The sequence below is a fragment of the Aquitalea sp. LB_tupeE genome, assembly GCF_013391415.1.
GTDB lineage: Bacteria > Pseudomonadota > Gammaproteobacteria > Burkholderiales > Chromobacteriaceae > Aquitalea.
In genome coordinates, this window is record NZ_JACAXB010000022.1 from 1 (window position 1) to 14817 (window position 14817).

The window sequence follows — 14817 nt, forward strand, 5'->3', positions numbered from 1 at the left end:
AAGAAGCTCTGACACAGAAACCTCCGCAGCCTCGGTTCGTTGTTATGGCGTATTACTCCCGTTGTATACGCCAGTTATGCATTTTCCCAGCTTTCTTTGAAAACTGTCTTGGTTAAGATCAGACTTTAAGTTGGCTTGGCTCAGACTTAGTCATTATCATACTGTTTAAGTCCTTTTTACAAATACGACGCGAAACATGGCCAAGACAGCATCAAATTTGAAAGACCAGGAGATGCTGGAGGCGGCTTTCGAGCAGTTCAATACGGTTTCCAGCCAGCTGATTGATGCCTATCGCCAGCTAGAAGTGCAGGTCAATGTACTCAATGCCCAGCTGGATGAGGCTAACAATCAATTGCGAAAGCAGCGTGACGAAAATGCCGAGTTGGCCGAGCGTCTGGGCATGTTGCTCGAAGCGCTGCCAGCTGGGGTGGTGGAACTGTCACCCGATGGCGTGGTTGTTGCGCAGAACCCTGCAGCACAGTCCTTGCTGGATGGCGAGCATGTTGGCCAGGGCTGGGCCGCAGTGGTTGGCTTGTGGGAACATGCCGAACTGGACGGGACGTATATTCTGCCCTACCCGGGAGGCGAGCGGCGTCTGGCCTTGCAGTACCAGGACTTGCCCGCCTCTGGCGGGCGCATCGTGCTGTTGCATGATGTCAGTCGTCTGCATCATCTGACCGTTGAGCTGGCCCACCAGCAAAAGCTGGCGGCCATGGGTGGCATGGCCGCCTCACTGGCCCACCAGCTGCGCACCCCTTTGGCCACTGCCATGCTTTATACCGCCAATCTCAAGCAAGAGGGACTGCGCCCGGAGGACAGGGCGCGCTTTGTCGACAAAAGTCTGGCGCGGATGAAAGCACTGGAGGGCTTGATCCAGAACATGCTGGGCTTTGTGCGTGGCCAAACCAGCGCGCTGGAAGTACTGGATGTGGATGTGTTGGTGGAGGATGTGGCCGCAGTGCTGAGTCCGCAATGTCATGAGCGTGGCATGATTTGGGATTGCCACAAACAGCTGCCGTCTGCCATAACGGTAATGGCAGATCGCAAAGCCTTGCAAGGTGCCTTGGTGAATCTGCTGGAGAACGCCATGCATTTTTCTCCGGAAGGCGGGCGTATCGGCTTGCTGGTGAGCCTGCAGGACAATCAGGTACATTTCCGGGTTGAGGATGACGGTATCGGTTTGGGTGGGGCGGATCCTGCCCGGCTGTTTGAACCCTTCTTCACTACCCGCCCTGGCGGGACAGGTCTGGGCTTGTCGATTGTCAAGAAGGTGGCCGATGAACTATCCGGTAACGTGACGGGTGGAGATCGCCCGCAAGGCGGTGCATTTTTTGAGTTGAGCCTTCCCTGTCTTGGTGGGGAAGTGGCGCATGACTAAGTTGATCAGGGGAAACGCATATGAAGCCAGTGGTAAAAGTTGATGGCCAAATTGGTACGTTGATGTTGGTAGGCCAGTTTGATTTCAATCTGCACAAGGATTTTCGCCTTGCCAGTCAGGAATTGCTGGAAAACCCTGCCATTCAGGAAATACAGGTTGATTTTGACCAGGTGCCATTTCTGGATAGTTCTGCGCTAGGCATGCTGCTGTTGCTGAAGGAAAGAGCAACCAGTCAGAAAAAAACAATGTCGCTGGTGAACTGTCGCGACACCGTACTGCAAGTACTGGAAATCGCCTGCTTTAATAAGATGTTTACAATAAAATAAGCATTTTCTTATCAGTTGTGTTTCGTCGCTGCATGAATCCTGCTTCAATCAATCCGTTTGTAAGTAGGAATTAAAATAATTTAAGGTTAATCGTACAGTTAGATATTTCCTTGTTTTACGCTATTTGCTCCTTGATTTAATCGATAGATTGGCTGATGAAGAAGTTAGTACATTGGCAATTTGTTGACAGCCGGGGGGGACATGGCGCTTTCGGATCGGCAGCGACGGTTGGTTGGGAGTGGTTTTCCTGTGTTAACCATGGTGCTTGTGCTGGCTGCAGGCATATGGGGACGGCTGGATGTTCTCTTGTCCGTTTTGTTGAGTTTGGTGCAATTGGCCGCGATTGTGTGTTGGTGGTTGCCGAAGGAGGTTGGGGTGTCTGATCAGGAAAATCCAGCTGCATCCAGTCAGCCGTTGCAAGTAGTACCCGTGCCTGACTGTGTGGATTTCATTCATGAGCAGATCTCCCAATCCAAAGGTGAGGTGGCCCGGGTGCAGGCACTGATTGAGGATGCCGTCGTGACCCTGGCCAACAGTTTTTCCGGTTTGTCTCGCGAGGCTGCCGCCCAGTTGGAGTTGGCAGAATCCTTGGCCAAGGGCGATCTGGGCATGGATGCGCATGCGCTTTCCTTTACCGGCTTTGTCACCGAAATTGCTGCGGCCATGTCCGGTTTTGTCGAAAAGACGGTGGACAACAGCCGCCTGGCGATGTTGTTGGTCGAGCAGATGGAGTCCATGGGCAAGGAGATGCTGGATGTCATCCGGTTGCTGGATGAAATTCACTCCATTACCAACCAGACCAATATGCTGGCGCTCAATGCATCTATTGAAGCCGCGCGTGCCGGTGAGTTGGGGCGGGGTTTTGCCGTGGTGGCAGATGAGGTACGCCATTTGTCCGGGCGTACCAGTTCTTTCAGCGAACAGATCCGCGACCTGATCAACCGGGTCAATGGCTCGGTCGCGCATGCCGAAGGGCTGATCAATCAGCTGGCTTCACAGGACATGATATTTACCTTGCAGGCCAAGCAAAGGCTGGATGAGACCTCTGCACGCATTCGCGATATGGATGCCCTGATGGCCGAGTCGGTTGGGCGTTTGCGTCATGGCGTGGGTTTGCTGTCTGACCATGTGGGGGATGCGGTGCGTTCCTTGCAGTTCCAGGACATGGTGTCGCAGTTGATCGCTCATGTCGGCAAGCGCCTGTATGGCATAGAAGAAATGATGGAATTGAACAGCCGCCCGGCACAAGAACAAGAAGAGTGGGCATCGACAGTGGCGGGAAGGCTGGCGGAACTGCGCCAGGCCCTGTCCAGCAACCCGGTGGCTCAGGGCCGTATGGAAAGCGGCAGCATCGATCTGTTTTGAGCGTGAACAAAAGAAAAGTGGGAACAACATGCCAAAAAAAGTACTGACAGTTGACGATTCGGCATCCATTCGCCAGATGGTGACCTTTACCCTGAAAAGCGCAGGCTATGAAGTAGTCGAGGCGATGGATGGCAATGGTGGTCTGGCACGGGCGCAGGCCGAGAATTTTGACCTGATCCTGACTGATCAGAATATGCCAGGCATGGATGGGCTCAACCTGATACGGGCATTGCGCAAGCTGCCAGCATACGGCAGTACGCCTATCCTGATGCTGACTACCGAGTCCAGCGACCAGATGAAATCACTGGGCCGTGCTGCAGGTGCCACAGGTTGGCTGGTCAAGCCATTTGATCCGCAGAAGTTGCTGGATGTGGTGAAGCGCCTGGTCGGTTAATACAGCGCTGCAGGCCAGTGTCGGCCATGGCAACCAGGGGCGCTTGCATTTTTGTATGGCCCTGCAGGGGGACGCATCGTGTCTATTGATATGTCGCAGTTTCATCAGGTGTTTTTTGATGAGACCGACGAACATCTCGCTACCATGGAAGGGGTACTGCTGGCGGTGAATGTGTCTGCACCGGACAGCGAGGACCTCAATGCCATCTTTCGCGCCGCGCACTCCATCAAGGGGGGCGCAGCTACCTTTGGTTTCGGTGATCTGGCAGCACTCACTCATATCCTGGAAAACCTGCTGGACAAAGTGCGTAAAGGCACCATGTCGCTGAGCATTGGCATGGTGGATGTGTGTCTGCAAGCCAAGGATGTGCTTGCAGCCATGCTGGCAGCGCATCGGGGAGCCCCGCCGGTGGACCCGACCGCTGTCAGTGCGGTCGAGCAGCAACTGACCATGCTGGTGAGCAGCGACACGGCAGCGGTCAGGCCTGTCGATGCCGCTGTTGTGCCGGCTGTGGGTGCCATTGCCAGCAGCACCATGTATATCGAGATGGATCATCTGCCGCAGACGGACTACAGCGCCTTGTTGCAGTCCATGGCCCTGTTGGGCGAGATGAGTCTTGTGCAGCAAGGGTCTGAGGAGGCTTCTCAGCCCTGGGTGCTGGTCCTGACCAGTAGCTTGCATGCCGATGAAGTGGCCGAGTCGCTGGCTTTTTCCATTGCGCCAGAGCACTTCCGCATCACCGTGGATCACGGCCAGCAGGATGAGGGGGATTTCGGTCTGTTCCTCTCCGCCAGTGTAGGCCAGCCGGCCCCAGGCGGTGATGTGGCCTTTGAAGAAGATGGTTTTGGTCTGTTCGCGCCCTCTCTGGCGGATAGCACCGCCCATGCCGATGTGGACGATGGCTTTGGCCTGTTCGAACCATTGCCCGCAGCGGACGCGATGCCGTCTGTGGCGCTGGAGGAAGATGGTTTCGGCTTGTTTGTTCCGCTTGGCGCTGCAGAACCTGCGCCCGTCATGCTGCACGAGGAAGAAGGTTTCGGCCTGTTTGCTCCCATGCCTGCGGCATCTCCTGCCCAGGCTGCGCCGCCACAACCGGTGACTCCGGTGGCAGCCCCTCGTACCGAGCGTGTGCAGCCTGCGGCGGAAAATTCCATCCGGGTGAATACCGACAAGGTGGACCTATTGTTGAATCTGGTAGGGGAGCTGGTCATCACCCAATCCATGCTCAGCCAGTCCGGACAGGCGCTGGATCCGGTACAGCATGAACGTCTGCTGGGCGGCATTCTGGCCTTGCAGCGTAATGCCCGCGAACTGCAAGAAGCAGTCATGTCCATCCGCATGACGCCGATTTCCTTTGTCTTCAACCGTTTTCCGCGCGTGGTGCGTGACCTGGCCAGCAAACTGGGCAAGCAAATAGAGCTGAAAATGGTTGGGGAGAATACCGAACTGGACAAAGGCTTTATTGAAAAGCTGGCCGATCCCTTGACCCATCTGGTGCGCAATAGCCTGGACCATGGGGTGGAATCGCCAGAGGTGCGTGTGGCCAAGGGTAAATCCGCTATCGGGCGCCTTACCCTGCGGGCGTTTCATCAGGGCGGCAGCATTGTCATTGAAGTGACTGACGACGGTGCCGGGCTGAATCGGGAACGCATTTTGTCCAAGGCGCGCGAACGCGGCATGCCGGTCAGCGATACGCTGAGCGACAGCGAAGTATGGGGTTTGATCTTCGAAGCCGGTTTTTCCACTGCGGTCGAAGTGACCGATGTGTCCGGCCGTGGAGTGGGCATGGATGTGGTAAAGCGCAATATACAGAGCATGGGCGGGCGTATCGACATCGACTCCCTGGCTGATTTTGGCACCACCATCAGCATTCGCCTGCCTTTGACGCTGGCCATCATGGACGGAATGTCGGTACGCAGCGGTGACGATATCTATGTCATTCCACTCAGTTTTGTGCTGGAGTCCCTGCAACCACAGGCGGCAGATCTCAAAACGGTTGCCGGCAAGGGCCAGCTGGTCAATGTACGGGGTCAATATCTGCCCATCGTCTCATTGGCTGCCTTCTTTCCCAGTGACAGCAGTCAGGTAGTGACCGATCCGACCCACGCCATTCTGGTGATTGTAGAAGCCGGTGGCCAGCAACTGGCCTTGCAAGTGGACGAGCTGATCGGCCAGCAGCAATTCGTAGTGAAGAATCTGGAAAGCAATTACCGCAAGGTAGAAGGTGTTGCCGGTGCCACCATCATGGGTGATGGCCGGGTTGCCCTGATTCTTGATATTTCCATCATCGCCCGCCACCGGCAGCGGCAAGCAGCCCGGCTGATGGCGAGCGATCCGGCTTAGAAAAAGGCATGTTTCCATGAGCGAACCGCTGGAATACCGCCACGGACAAAGCAAGGCAGTGCGCGAACTGCTGGTGTTTACCCTGGGGCAGGAAGAATACGGCATTGATATTCTGAAAGTGCAGGAAATCCGTGGTTACGACCCGGTCACCCGCATTGCCAATGCGCCACCCTTTATCAAAGGGGTGGTCAACCTGCGCGGCAGCATTGTTCCCATCGTGGACATGCGTATCAAGTTTGGTTTGGGTGAGCCGGTTTACGACGCCTTCACCGTGGTGATCATCCTCAACATATTCCAGCGTACGGTGGGGGTGGTGGTGGATGGTGTCTCGGATGTCATTCAACTGGAAGAAGGTGAGTTGCGTGAGCCACCGGAGTTCGGCTCGGTGGTGGAAACCACTTATATCGAAGGACTGGGAACCAAGGGGGAGCGCATGGTGATCATTGTGGATATCGAGCGCTTGATGAGCAGCGATGAAATGGCGCTGGTTGATGTGACGGACCAAGGCTGAAGCCGACAGGCTGTATGGGAGAGGTGAAACATGAATAATCTGAAAGTAACGCACCGCTTGCTACTGGGTTTTGGCCTGCTGGTTGCCGTCATCATTGCCGCCATGGCGGTGGCCATCAGCCAGATTCACAGTCTGCGTGATGATATTGACGAAATTGCCAATGTCCATGTGCCGCGCGCGGCCGAGGCCAACAAGGTGATTGATGATGTCAATCTCACCGCCCGCGCGACGCGCACGCTGCTGCTGGCCCGCGACCCGAACGTGCTGCAGGACCAACACAAGCAGGTTGAAGACGCACTGGGCCGCATCACCACCGAGATGGGCAAGTTATCCGGCGGCGTACCTGCGGCAGGCCAGGCATTGTTTGACAAGGTCAAGACCCAGGAAGCCGGCTACCGCCAGCAGTTGCAACAATTCTTGCAGCTACTGAAGGCCGGGCAGGAGGAAGAAGCCAGGAATTACCTGCTGCAAACCCTGCGTCCTACCCAGGTTGAGTACATCAAGTCTATTGGCAACTACGTCGAGTTCGAGGAAGGCCTGTCCAAGCAAGTCGCCGAAGGCACCTTGTCCCGTGCCAATAACGCCGGGACATTGCTCAATGTGTTGCTGGCGGTCGCCGTGCTGATCGGTGTCCTTGCCGGCTGGCTGATCAGCCGTTCCTTGCTGCGTCAGATTGGTGGCGAGCCTGCTGAAGCGGTAAAACTGATGCAAGAGCTGGCCGCGGGTGAAGTCACTACCGAACTGAAAGTGGCGGCGGGGGACAGTAGCAGCCTGTTTGCCTATATCCGTCAGGCGGCCGACAAGGCGGTGGAAAACATCCGGGTACGCAATGCGCTGGATCACGCCGCCACCAACATGATGATTGCCGATGCGGAATTCAATGTGGTGTATGCCAACCAGTCGGTGGTCAACATGTTTTCCCTGGCGGAGAACGATATCCGCCATGACCTGCCACAGTTCTCTGCCCGTAACCTGTTGGGCAGCAATATCGACCAGTTCCACCGCAATCCCGGTCACCAGCGTGGCCTGATGCAGCAGCTGCGTGGTTCGCACAATGGCACCATCCATATCGGTGGCCGCACCTTCAACCTGATTCTCACCCCTATCAATGGCGCAGGTGGCAAGCGACTGGGCTACGGCGTGGAGTGGATTGACCGTACTGCCGAACTGGCCCACCAGGCTGCCGAACAACAGCGCATCGAGGCCGAGCGTGTGGTTGCTGCCGAAAATGCCCGTATCCGCAGTGCACTGGATAATGTCACCACCAATGTGATGATTGCCGATAACGACCGCAACATCATCTATCTCAATCACAGCGTGATCGACATGCTGTCCAATGCCGAAGCCGACCTGCGCAAGGCGCTGCCCAACTTCAGCGCACGTCATGTACTGGGTGGCAGCATGGACATGTTCCACCGCAACCCGGCGCACCAGCGCGACCTGCTGGCCAATCTGCGTTCCACCTACAAGGCGGACATCGCCGTGGGCGGGCGTCATTTCTCGCTGACGGCCAACCCGGTATTTGCCGCCGATGGCGCGCGTCTGGGCAGTGTGGTGGAGTGGAAAGACCGCACCGGTGAAGTGATGATCGAGAAGGAAGTCGAAGCCATTGTTCATGCTGCAGCCCGGGGCGACTATGGCTCCCGTCTGGTGCTGGAGGACAAGACCGGTTTCTTCCGCATGCTGTCCGAGGGGGTAAACCAGCTGCTGGATGTCACCAGCCGGGCGCTGGATGATATTGCCACCGTGCTGGGCGGGCTGGCGCAAGGCGACCTGACCCGCACCATCAGCAATGATTACGAAGGCATGCTGGGGCAGCTCAAGAGCGATACCAATACCACCGTAGAACGACTGCGCAGCATCGTGGGCAATATCCAGGAGTCCACCGAGGCGATCAATACGGCAGCTCAGGAAATTTCGGCGGGCAACAGTAATCTGTCAGGACGTACCGAGCAGCAGGCTGCCAGCCTGGAAGAAACCGCCTCCAGCATGGAGGAAATCACCAGCACCGTCCGGCAAAATGCAGAAAACGCCAAAAAAGCCAATACCCTGGCCACTGGCGCTTCCGATATCGCCAGCCGTGGCGGTGCCGTGGTGGGCAATGTGGTGTCCACCATGAACGAGATCAACGACAGCGCCAAGAAGATTGTCGACATCATCAGCGTGATTGACGGTATTGCCTTCCAGACCAATATCCTGGCGCTCAATGCAGCCGTGGAAGCCGCCCGGGCCGGCGAGCAGGGGCGTGGTTTTGCCGTGGTGGCCAGCGAAGTACGCAGCCTGGCCCAGCGTTCCGCCGCCGCTGCCAAAGAAATCAAGCAGCTGATTGGCGATTCGGTGGACAAGGTGGAATCCGGCAGTCGTCTGGTGGATGAGGCGGGCCGCACCATGGATGAAATTGTCGGTGCCATCCGCCGTGTTGCCGACATCATGAGCGATATCTCGGCTGCCTCCATCGAACAAAGCTCCGGCATCGAACAGGTCAATCTGGCGGTGACGCAGATGGACGAAAACACCCAGAAGAATGCGGCACTGGTGGAGCAGGCGGCCGCCGCTGCGGAGTCGCTGGAGGATCAGGCCCGCCACCTGATGGATGCCGTATCCATCTTCCGGCTGGATGGCAGTCATGCCCCACGTTTGAGCGCACCCAAGAGCGGGCAAGGGCGAGCATCGCCTGCGCAGGCGCGACTGCCAGTACAAGCAGGGCAGCAAGTGAAGCCGGTAGCCACTCGCGGACCTGTACATGCCGAGCGCATCAAAACCTTGCCTGGCCCGTCTGCGCATGATGATGAGTGGGAAGAATTCTGATGGGTGCGACCAGGCCCGATGAGCGCTGAACGCGATATCAAGTTCACGGCGGCGGATTTCCGCCGGCTGCGGCAAATGCTTTATCAGCGCGTGGGCATTGCGCTGAATGACAGCAAAAGCCATATGGCGTATTCCCGGCTGGCCAAGCGTGTGCGCCAGCTGGGGTTTCGCCAGTTCAGTGATTATCTGGACTTGCTGGATGGCAGCGCGGATACAGAAGAATGGCAGCATTTCGTTAATGCGCTTACTACCAATCTGACTGCCTTTTTCCGTGAACCGCACCACTTCGACCTGCTGCGCCTGCATGCGATGGAGCGTTCCGGCCAGGACCGTTTGTACCGTGTATGGAGTTCAGCCGTTTCCACCGGCGAGGAGGCCTACTCCATCGCGATGACCTTGCTGTCGCTGCCACAGTTGAACCGGCAGCGGCTGGAAGTGGTGGCGTCGGATATCGACACCCGCGTCCTCAGTCATGCGGCAGACGGGGTCTATGATGCCGAGCGTACCCGTACCCTGGATCCTGCCCTGCTCAAGCGTTATTTTTTGCGCGGTGTGGGGCGTAATGCCGGCAAGGTACGCATTCGCAAGGAGTTGCGCGAGCATCTGTCGTTTTATCAGTTCAACCTGGTTGCCGAGCAGTGGCCGGACATGGGGCGCTTTGACGTGATTTTTTGCCGCAATGTGCTGATTTATTTTGACAAGCCAACCCAGGCTGCCATTCTGCAGCGCTTTGCGCGCTGTTTGCAGCCTGATGGTTTGCTGTTTCTGGGACATTCGGAAAACATCATGCATCTGACCGATGCCTTCCAGTCCTGCGGCAGGACGGCCTATCGCCTGCTCCGGCAGGAAGCAAGGGAATGAACATGACAGCCACCGTCCAGCACAAGATCAAAGTGGTTGTGGTGGATGATTCAGCCCTCATCCGCAGCCTGCTCACCAGCATCATCAACGAAGCGCCGGACATGGAGGTGGTGGCCACGGCGTCCGACCCCATTGTGGCGCGCGAGCGTATCCGTGAGACCAATCCGGATGTGATTACCCTGGATGTGGAAATGCCGCGCATGGACGGGCTGGAGTTCCTGCGCCGCCTGATGCGTTTGCGCCCGACGCCGGTGTTGATGATTTCGTCCTTGACCCAAAGCGGGTCGGAAACCACCCTCAGCGCACTGGAGCTTGGTGCGGTGGATTTCCTGCCCAAGCCCACGGTGGATGTCAGCCATGCCATGCAGGACTATGCCGATGATATCCGCGACAAGATTCGCATGGTGGCGGCTGCCCGTTTGCGCCGCCCGGCCCTGTTTGCCCCACCATCAGTGCCACCAGCCAGCCGGTTGTCCCCGGCACTGCTGCGGCAGAATGCCATCATTGCGGTTGGTGCCTCTACCGGTGGAACCGATGCCATCAAGGAGTTTCTCGACAAGCTGCCCGCCAATTGTCCGCCGGTGATGATTGTCCAGCACATGCCGGAAGGTTTCACTCTGTCCTTTGCCCGCCGCCTGGACAAGCTGTGTGCCATGCATGTCAAAGAGGCGGAAGACGGTGAGCCGCTGCTGCGTGGCACCGCCTATATCGCCCCTGGCCATTCGCATATGCGGCTTGGCAAAGGGACCCAGGGCTTTGTCATCTGCCTGGATCAAAGTCCGCCGGTCAATCGCCACCGTCCGGCCGTGGATGTGCTGTTTGACTCGATAGCCCATCTCGCCGCCGCGCAAACCGTAGCGGTCATCCTTACCGGCATGGGCAAGGATGGTGCGCATGGCATGATGCAGCTGCGCCAAGGCGGCGCCATTACTTTTGCCCAGGATGAAGCCAGCTGCGTGGTATACGGCATGCCGCGCGAGGCCGTGGCGCAGGGCGGGGTGATGCATGTTTACCCGCTGGCCCAGCTAGGGGACAAAGTACTGGATGTATTGCGCCTGCCGCATGAGAGGGCGGGAACATGAGCCATTCCGAGCAGCCCGCCGAACGGCGCTACTTCGACCGCCAGTTCCAGATCGATGCCATCAAGATTTTGCCTGGCGAATATTTTGCTACCCGCCAGCCCTTGATGCTCACCACCTTGCTGGGTTCCTGTGTCGCCGTTTGCCTGATGGACCGCACGGCCGGTGTGCATGGCATGAATCATTTCCTGCTGCCACAGGGCAGCGACTGGCATAGCCAGACCAGCGTACCGGCCCGCTTCGGCGTCAATGCCATGGAATTGCTGATTACCGACATGCAGAAGCTGGGTGCCCAGCGCCAGCGACTGGAAGCCAAGGTGTTTGGTGCCGGTAATGTGCTGGATGGCATGTCGGTCGTGAATATCGGAGAGCAGAACAGCGAGTTCATCCGTACCTATCTCAAAGGCGAAGGCATTCCCCTGTTGGCAGAGGACTTGCTGGGCAACTTTGCCCGCAAGGTGTTTTTCTTCCCTGGCGATGGCAAGGTGATGGTGCGCAAGCTCAAGAACAGCCGCACGCTGGCCTCCAAGGAAGCGGCGTATCGCCAGCGGCTGGACCGGCAGACCAGCACCCAGCCCGGTGGCGATATCGACCTTTTCATCTAGCCTCAGTCCCGTTGCAAATGTGGCAGCTTGTCTGTCACTTCCGCCCAGTCGGCGTGGTCGGGCAGGGGCGGCTTGCTGGCCGTGATGGTGGGCCAGCGCTTTGACAGCTCGGCATTCAGCTGGATATACACCTGCTGCCCGGCAGGCACATCATCCTCGGCATAAATGGCAGAAACCGGGCATTCGGCCACGCACAGCGTGCAGTCTATGCACTCGTCCGGATCAATGGCGAGAAAGTTGGGGCCTTCGTGAAAGCAATCCACCGGGCAGACATCCACGCAGTCCGTGTATTTGCATTTGACGCAGGCATCGGTTACAACGTAGGCCACTTTGCTTTCCTCCTGAAATTGCCGGTCCTGCTGATGCCACGCGGTATGCAGGCTGGGCAGGGGCAGACCGGATGCGGATAATTCTGAGTAATTTACTCGGATATTATTAACCAAAAATCACCCCGCTGCTCCTCATTGTGATGTTGATTGCCAGAACTGTTGCCATGCCAGCCATTCCCTATCGCGGTCGTTTTGCTCCCAGTCCCACCGGCCTGTTACATGCCGGCTCCCTGATGACTGCCGTTGGCAGCTATCTGGAAGCGCGCAGTCGCGGCGGGGAATGGTGGGTACGCATGGAAGACCTGGACCCGCCGCGCGAAATGCCTGGTGCCGCCGACCACATCCTGCGCACGCTGGAAGCCTTTGGTTTTGAATGGGATGGCGAGGTGGTGTACCAGAGAAAGCGCCACCACCTGTATCAGGCCGCTTTGCAGCAGTTGATAGACAGTGGCCATGTTTACCCTTGTAGCTGCTCGCGCAAGGAAATCACCAGCGTCGCCCGCCGTGGCGTGGATGGCTATGTCTATCCTGGCTGGTGTCGCGACGGCTGCCGCAAGCAGCGTGAGCACCATGCCTGGCGTTTGCGGGTGGATGATACGCCGGTGGCTTTTGTCGACCGGCTGCAAGATGTGTACCAGCAAAATCTGGCACAGGATATTGGCGACTTCGTGCTGCTACGGGCGGATGGTTTCTGGGCCTATCAACTGGCCGTGGTGGTGGATGATGCCGAGCAGGGCATGAGCGATATCGTGCGCGGTGCCGATCTGCTGGTATCCACGCCGCGACAAATCCATATCCAGCGCTGCCTGGGCCTGCCCACGCCGGACTACTGCCATCTGCCCTTGCTGGTGAATGCGGCGGGGGAGAAGCTCTCCAAGCAAACCCTGGCACCGGCCATCAACCCGGCCCAGGTCTCGCAAGAACTACGTCTGGCGCTATACCGTCTGGGGCAGCAGCCGCCAAGCGAATGTCAGACTGCCGCAGATCTCTGGCAATGGGCGCTGGCCAACTGGCGTTTGGCAAGCGTGCCTGCCGGCCCCTGTCCGCTCTGAGTTCCTGCCTTGCTTTCCTTTCTCATGCCCGGCCCGCGCCGGGCATGTTCTTTTATGCTGTTGCCAATCTGCGCACGCGTGTCCTGTTAATCCGCTTTTTTGTGATGTAACACATGGTGATTTGCGGGCAAAGCACCTAAACCACAGTGATGACCTAGCCAAGCGGGGTCGGCTGCCGCACTGCGACCAGCAATGGCGTGTGCATGTTCAAAACCGCGACATGGAATTACATATGCGTAAATAACATATTTACAAGATAATTAAATTCTAATATTGTGAAGCTCATACAGAACACGTTCTTTAACAGCTTCGATTTTCGGCCTCGATGGAGACAAGACCATGAGCGAGACCAAAGTAAAAAAAGCGGCCCTGGGCGTGTGGATGTGTACCGCCCTGGTAGTGGGCAATATGATCGGTTCCGGTGTATTCCTGCTTCCCGCTTCTCTCGCCCCCTACGGGGGGATGTCCCTGATCGGCTGGGCAATTACCTCGGCCGGTGCCATTTGTCTGGCGCTGGTGTTTGCCCGGCTTTCCGCCATGATTCCCAAAGAGGGTGGCCCCTACGCTTATATCCATGCCGGCTTTGGCGACTTTGCCGGTTTCTGGATTGCCTGGGGCTACTGGATAGCATTATGGGCAGGCAACGCCGCCCTGGCGGTGGCTGCCACCAGCTATATGCAGGTGTTTTTCCCGCAACTGGGGCATGACAATCTGCTCGCCGGTGCGTTTTCCATCGGCCTGATCTGGACCGTCACCTGGATCAACAGCCGCGGCGCACGCAGTTCCGGCCTGGTGGCGGTGGTGACTACCGTACTCAAACTGCTACCACTGGCCGCCGTCACCTTTATCGGCTTCTTCTACATGCACCCGGAGAACCTGGTGTTCAACCCGCACGGCAAGCCCTTGTTGAGTTCGGTTTCCGCCACCATGGCGCTCACCCTGTGGGCGTTTCTGGGGCTGGAGTCGGCCTCGGTACCGGCTGGCGATGTGGAGAACCCGAGCAAGACCATTCCACGGGCCACGGTCATCGGCACCTTGCTGGCCACCGTGTTGTACATCCTGTCCACGGTGTCGCTGATGGGGGTGATGTCACCGGCCATGCTGGCCAATTCACAAGCCCCGTTTGCCGATGCCGCCCGCCTGATGTGGGGCGACTGGGCCTACTGGGTGGTGGGGCTGGGCGCGGTGGTGTCCTGCTTTGGCGCACTGAATGGCTGGAGCCTGATGCAAGCCCATGTGCCCCATGCTGCCGCCAAGGACAAATTGTTTCCCCGCCGCTTCGGCCAGACCAACCGCCAGGGGGTGCCGCTGTTCGGCCTGCTGCTTTCCAGCGGCCTGGTGACGGTGCTGTTGGCGATGAAATACGCGGGCGGGGAGGGCGGGGTGAAGATTTTTGAATTCATCATCCTGCTGGCCACCGCCACCACCTTGCTGCCCTATGCCTTCTGCGCGATGGCGCTGCTAGCCATCATGCTGATGCAAAAGGGCAAATACAGCCGGCGCGACTTCACTGCGCCGCTGAGCTTCTCCTCCATCGGTTTTCTTTATGCGGTGTGGGCACTGTTTGGTGCCGGTGCCGAGATTGTGATGTGGGGAGTCCTGTTGTTGATGCTGGGTTTGCCAGTGTATGTCTGGCAAATCAAAGAACGTTACGAGACCGAAAACTGAAGCCAGCCTTTTGCTTTCCACTCCTTTGCCCCGGCAAGGGAGTGTACGGAAAAAGGTTTATGCGATTACTGATCTGAAAGGATTTCATCATGACCGGC

Annotated in this window: 13 protein-coding genes; 12 read left to right on the top strand and 1 reads right to left on the bottom strand. The window is 57.7% G+C overall.

Annotated features, from left to right (window positions below):
- Positions 1-217 precede the first annotated feature (217 nt).
- The 10 genes from HWX34_RS12415 to cheD all read left to right on the top strand — a co-directional run bounded on the left by HWX34_RS12415 (position 218) and on the right by cheD (position 11670).
- Positions 218-1378, top strand: a complete 1161-nt coding sequence (locus tag HWX34_RS12415) for a PAS domain-containing sensor histidine kinase (protein WP_178972539.1) — start codon at positions 218-220, stop codon at positions 1376-1378.
- A gap of 20 nt (positions 1379-1398) precedes the next feature.
- Positions 1399-1704, top strand: coding sequence for an STAS domain-containing protein (locus HWX34_RS12420; protein ID WP_178972540.1), 306 nt, complete (start codon positions 1399-1401; stop codon positions 1702-1704).
- A gap of 375 nt (positions 1705-2079) precedes the next feature.
- On the top strand, positions 2080-3069 hold the full coding sequence (locus HWX34_RS21590) for a methyl-accepting chemotaxis protein (protein ID WP_178972541.1): 990 nt from the start codon (positions 2080-2082) through the stop codon (positions 3067-3069).
- A gap of 28 nt (positions 3070-3097) precedes the next feature.
- The gene (locus tag HWX34_RS12430; RefSeq protein ID WP_178972542.1) at positions 3098-3463 is read left to right on the top strand and encodes a response regulator; all 366 of its coding nucleotides are present in this window, start codon (positions 3098-3100) and stop codon (positions 3461-3463) included.
- A gap of 78 nt (positions 3464-3541) precedes the next feature.
- Positions 3542-5806: a chemotaxis protein CheW gene (locus HWX34_RS12435; RefSeq protein ID WP_178972543.1), complete on the top strand. Its 2265-nt coding sequence runs from the start codon at positions 3542-3544 to the stop codon at positions 5804-5806.
- Positions 5807-5822: 16 nt separating this feature from the next.
- On the top strand, positions 5823-6317 hold the full coding sequence (locus HWX34_RS12440; RefSeq protein ID WP_178972544.1) for a chemotaxis protein CheW: 495 nt from the start codon (positions 5823-5825) through the stop codon (positions 6315-6317).
- A 30-nt stretch (positions 6318-6347) separates the two neighbouring features.
- Positions 6348-9125: a methyl-accepting chemotaxis protein gene (locus HWX34_RS21595; protein WP_178972545.1), complete on the top strand. Its 2778-nt coding sequence runs from the start codon at positions 6348-6350 to the stop codon at positions 9123-9125.
- Positions 9126-9143: 18 nt separating this feature from the next.
- Positions 9144-9986 carry a CheR family methyltransferase gene (locus tag HWX34_RS12450; protein WP_178972546.1) on the top strand — a complete coding sequence of 281 codons (843 nt, stop codon included), beginning with the start codon at positions 9144-9146 and terminating at the stop codon, positions 9984-9986.
- Between the two features lie 2 nt (positions 9987-9988).
- Positions 9989-11068 (top strand): chemotaxis response regulator protein-glutamate methylesterase, encoded by a 1080-nt coding sequence (locus HWX34_RS12455; RefSeq protein WP_178972547.1) that lies wholly within the window; start codon positions 9989-9991, stop codon positions 11066-11068.
- Positions 11065-11670 (top strand): chemoreceptor glutamine deamidase CheD, encoded by a 606-nt coding sequence (gene cheD / locus HWX34_RS12460; protein WP_178972548.1) that lies wholly within the window; start codon positions 11065-11067, stop codon positions 11668-11670. Before HWX34_RS12455 ends, cheD begins: the two co-directional genes overlap by 4 nt.
- A gap of 2 nt (positions 11671-11672) precedes the next feature.
- Here the strand turns inward: cheD and fdxA are convergent, their stop codons facing one another.
- Positions 11673-11999, bottom strand: a complete 327-nt coding sequence (fdxA, locus tag HWX34_RS12465) for a ferredoxin FdxA (RefSeq protein ID WP_178972549.1) — start codon at positions 11997-11999, stop codon at positions 11673-11675.
- Positions 12000-12163: 164 nt separating this feature from the next.
- Between fdxA and gluQRS the strand changes: the two genes are divergently transcribed.
- Both gluQRS and HWX34_RS12475 read left to right on the top strand, forming a co-directional pair.
- Complete coding sequence (gene gluQRS / locus HWX34_RS12470) at positions 12164-13051, top strand: tRNA glutamyl-Q(34) synthetase GluQRS (RefSeq protein WP_178972550.1); 888 nt, start codon at positions 12164-12166, stop codon at positions 13049-13051.
- Positions 13052-13390: 339 nt separating this feature from the next.
- A complete protein-coding gene (locus HWX34_RS12475; protein WP_178972551.1) occupies positions 13391-14719 on the top strand; it encodes an amino acid permease in 1329 nt (442 codons plus the stop codon).
- The last annotated feature ends 98 nt before the right edge of the window (positions 14720-14817 follow it).

Bases quoted from the DNA above. Each gene is read 5' to 3' on its own strand.
- HWX34_RS12420 (WP_178972540.1), top strand. From the start codon at position 1,399: ATGAAGCCAGTGGTAAAAGTTGATGGCCAAATTGGTACGTTGATGTTG.
- HWX34_RS12455 (WP_178972547.1), top strand. From the start codon at position 9,989: ATGACAGCCACCGTCCAGCACAAGATCAAAGTGGTTGTGGTGGATGAT.
- HWX34_RS12440 (WP_178972544.1), top strand. From the start codon at position 5,823: ATGAGCGAACCGCTGGAATACCGCCACGGACAAAGCAAGGCAGTGCGC.
- HWX34_RS21595 (WP_178972545.1), top strand. From the start codon at position 6,348: ATGAATAATCTGAAAGTAACGCACCGCTTGCTACTGGGTTTTGGCCTG.
- gluQRS (WP_178972550.1), top strand. From the start codon at position 12,164: ATGCCAGCCATTCCCTATCGCGGTCGTTTTGCTCCCAGTCCCACCGGC.
- HWX34_RS12450 (WP_178972546.1), top strand. From the start codon at position 9,144: ATGAGCGCTGAACGCGATATCAAGTTCACGGCGGCGGATTTCCGCCGG.
- HWX34_RS12430 (WP_178972542.1), top strand. From the start codon at position 3,098: ATGCCAAAAAAAGTACTGACAGTTGACGATTCGGCATCCATTCGCCAG.
- HWX34_RS12475 (WP_178972551.1), top strand. From the start codon at position 13,391: ATGAGCGAGACCAAAGTAAAAAAAGCGGCCCTGGGCGTGTGGATGTGT.
- cheD (WP_178972548.1), top strand. From the start codon at position 11,065: ATGAGCCATTCCGAGCAGCCCGCCGAACGGCGCTACTTCGACCGCCAG.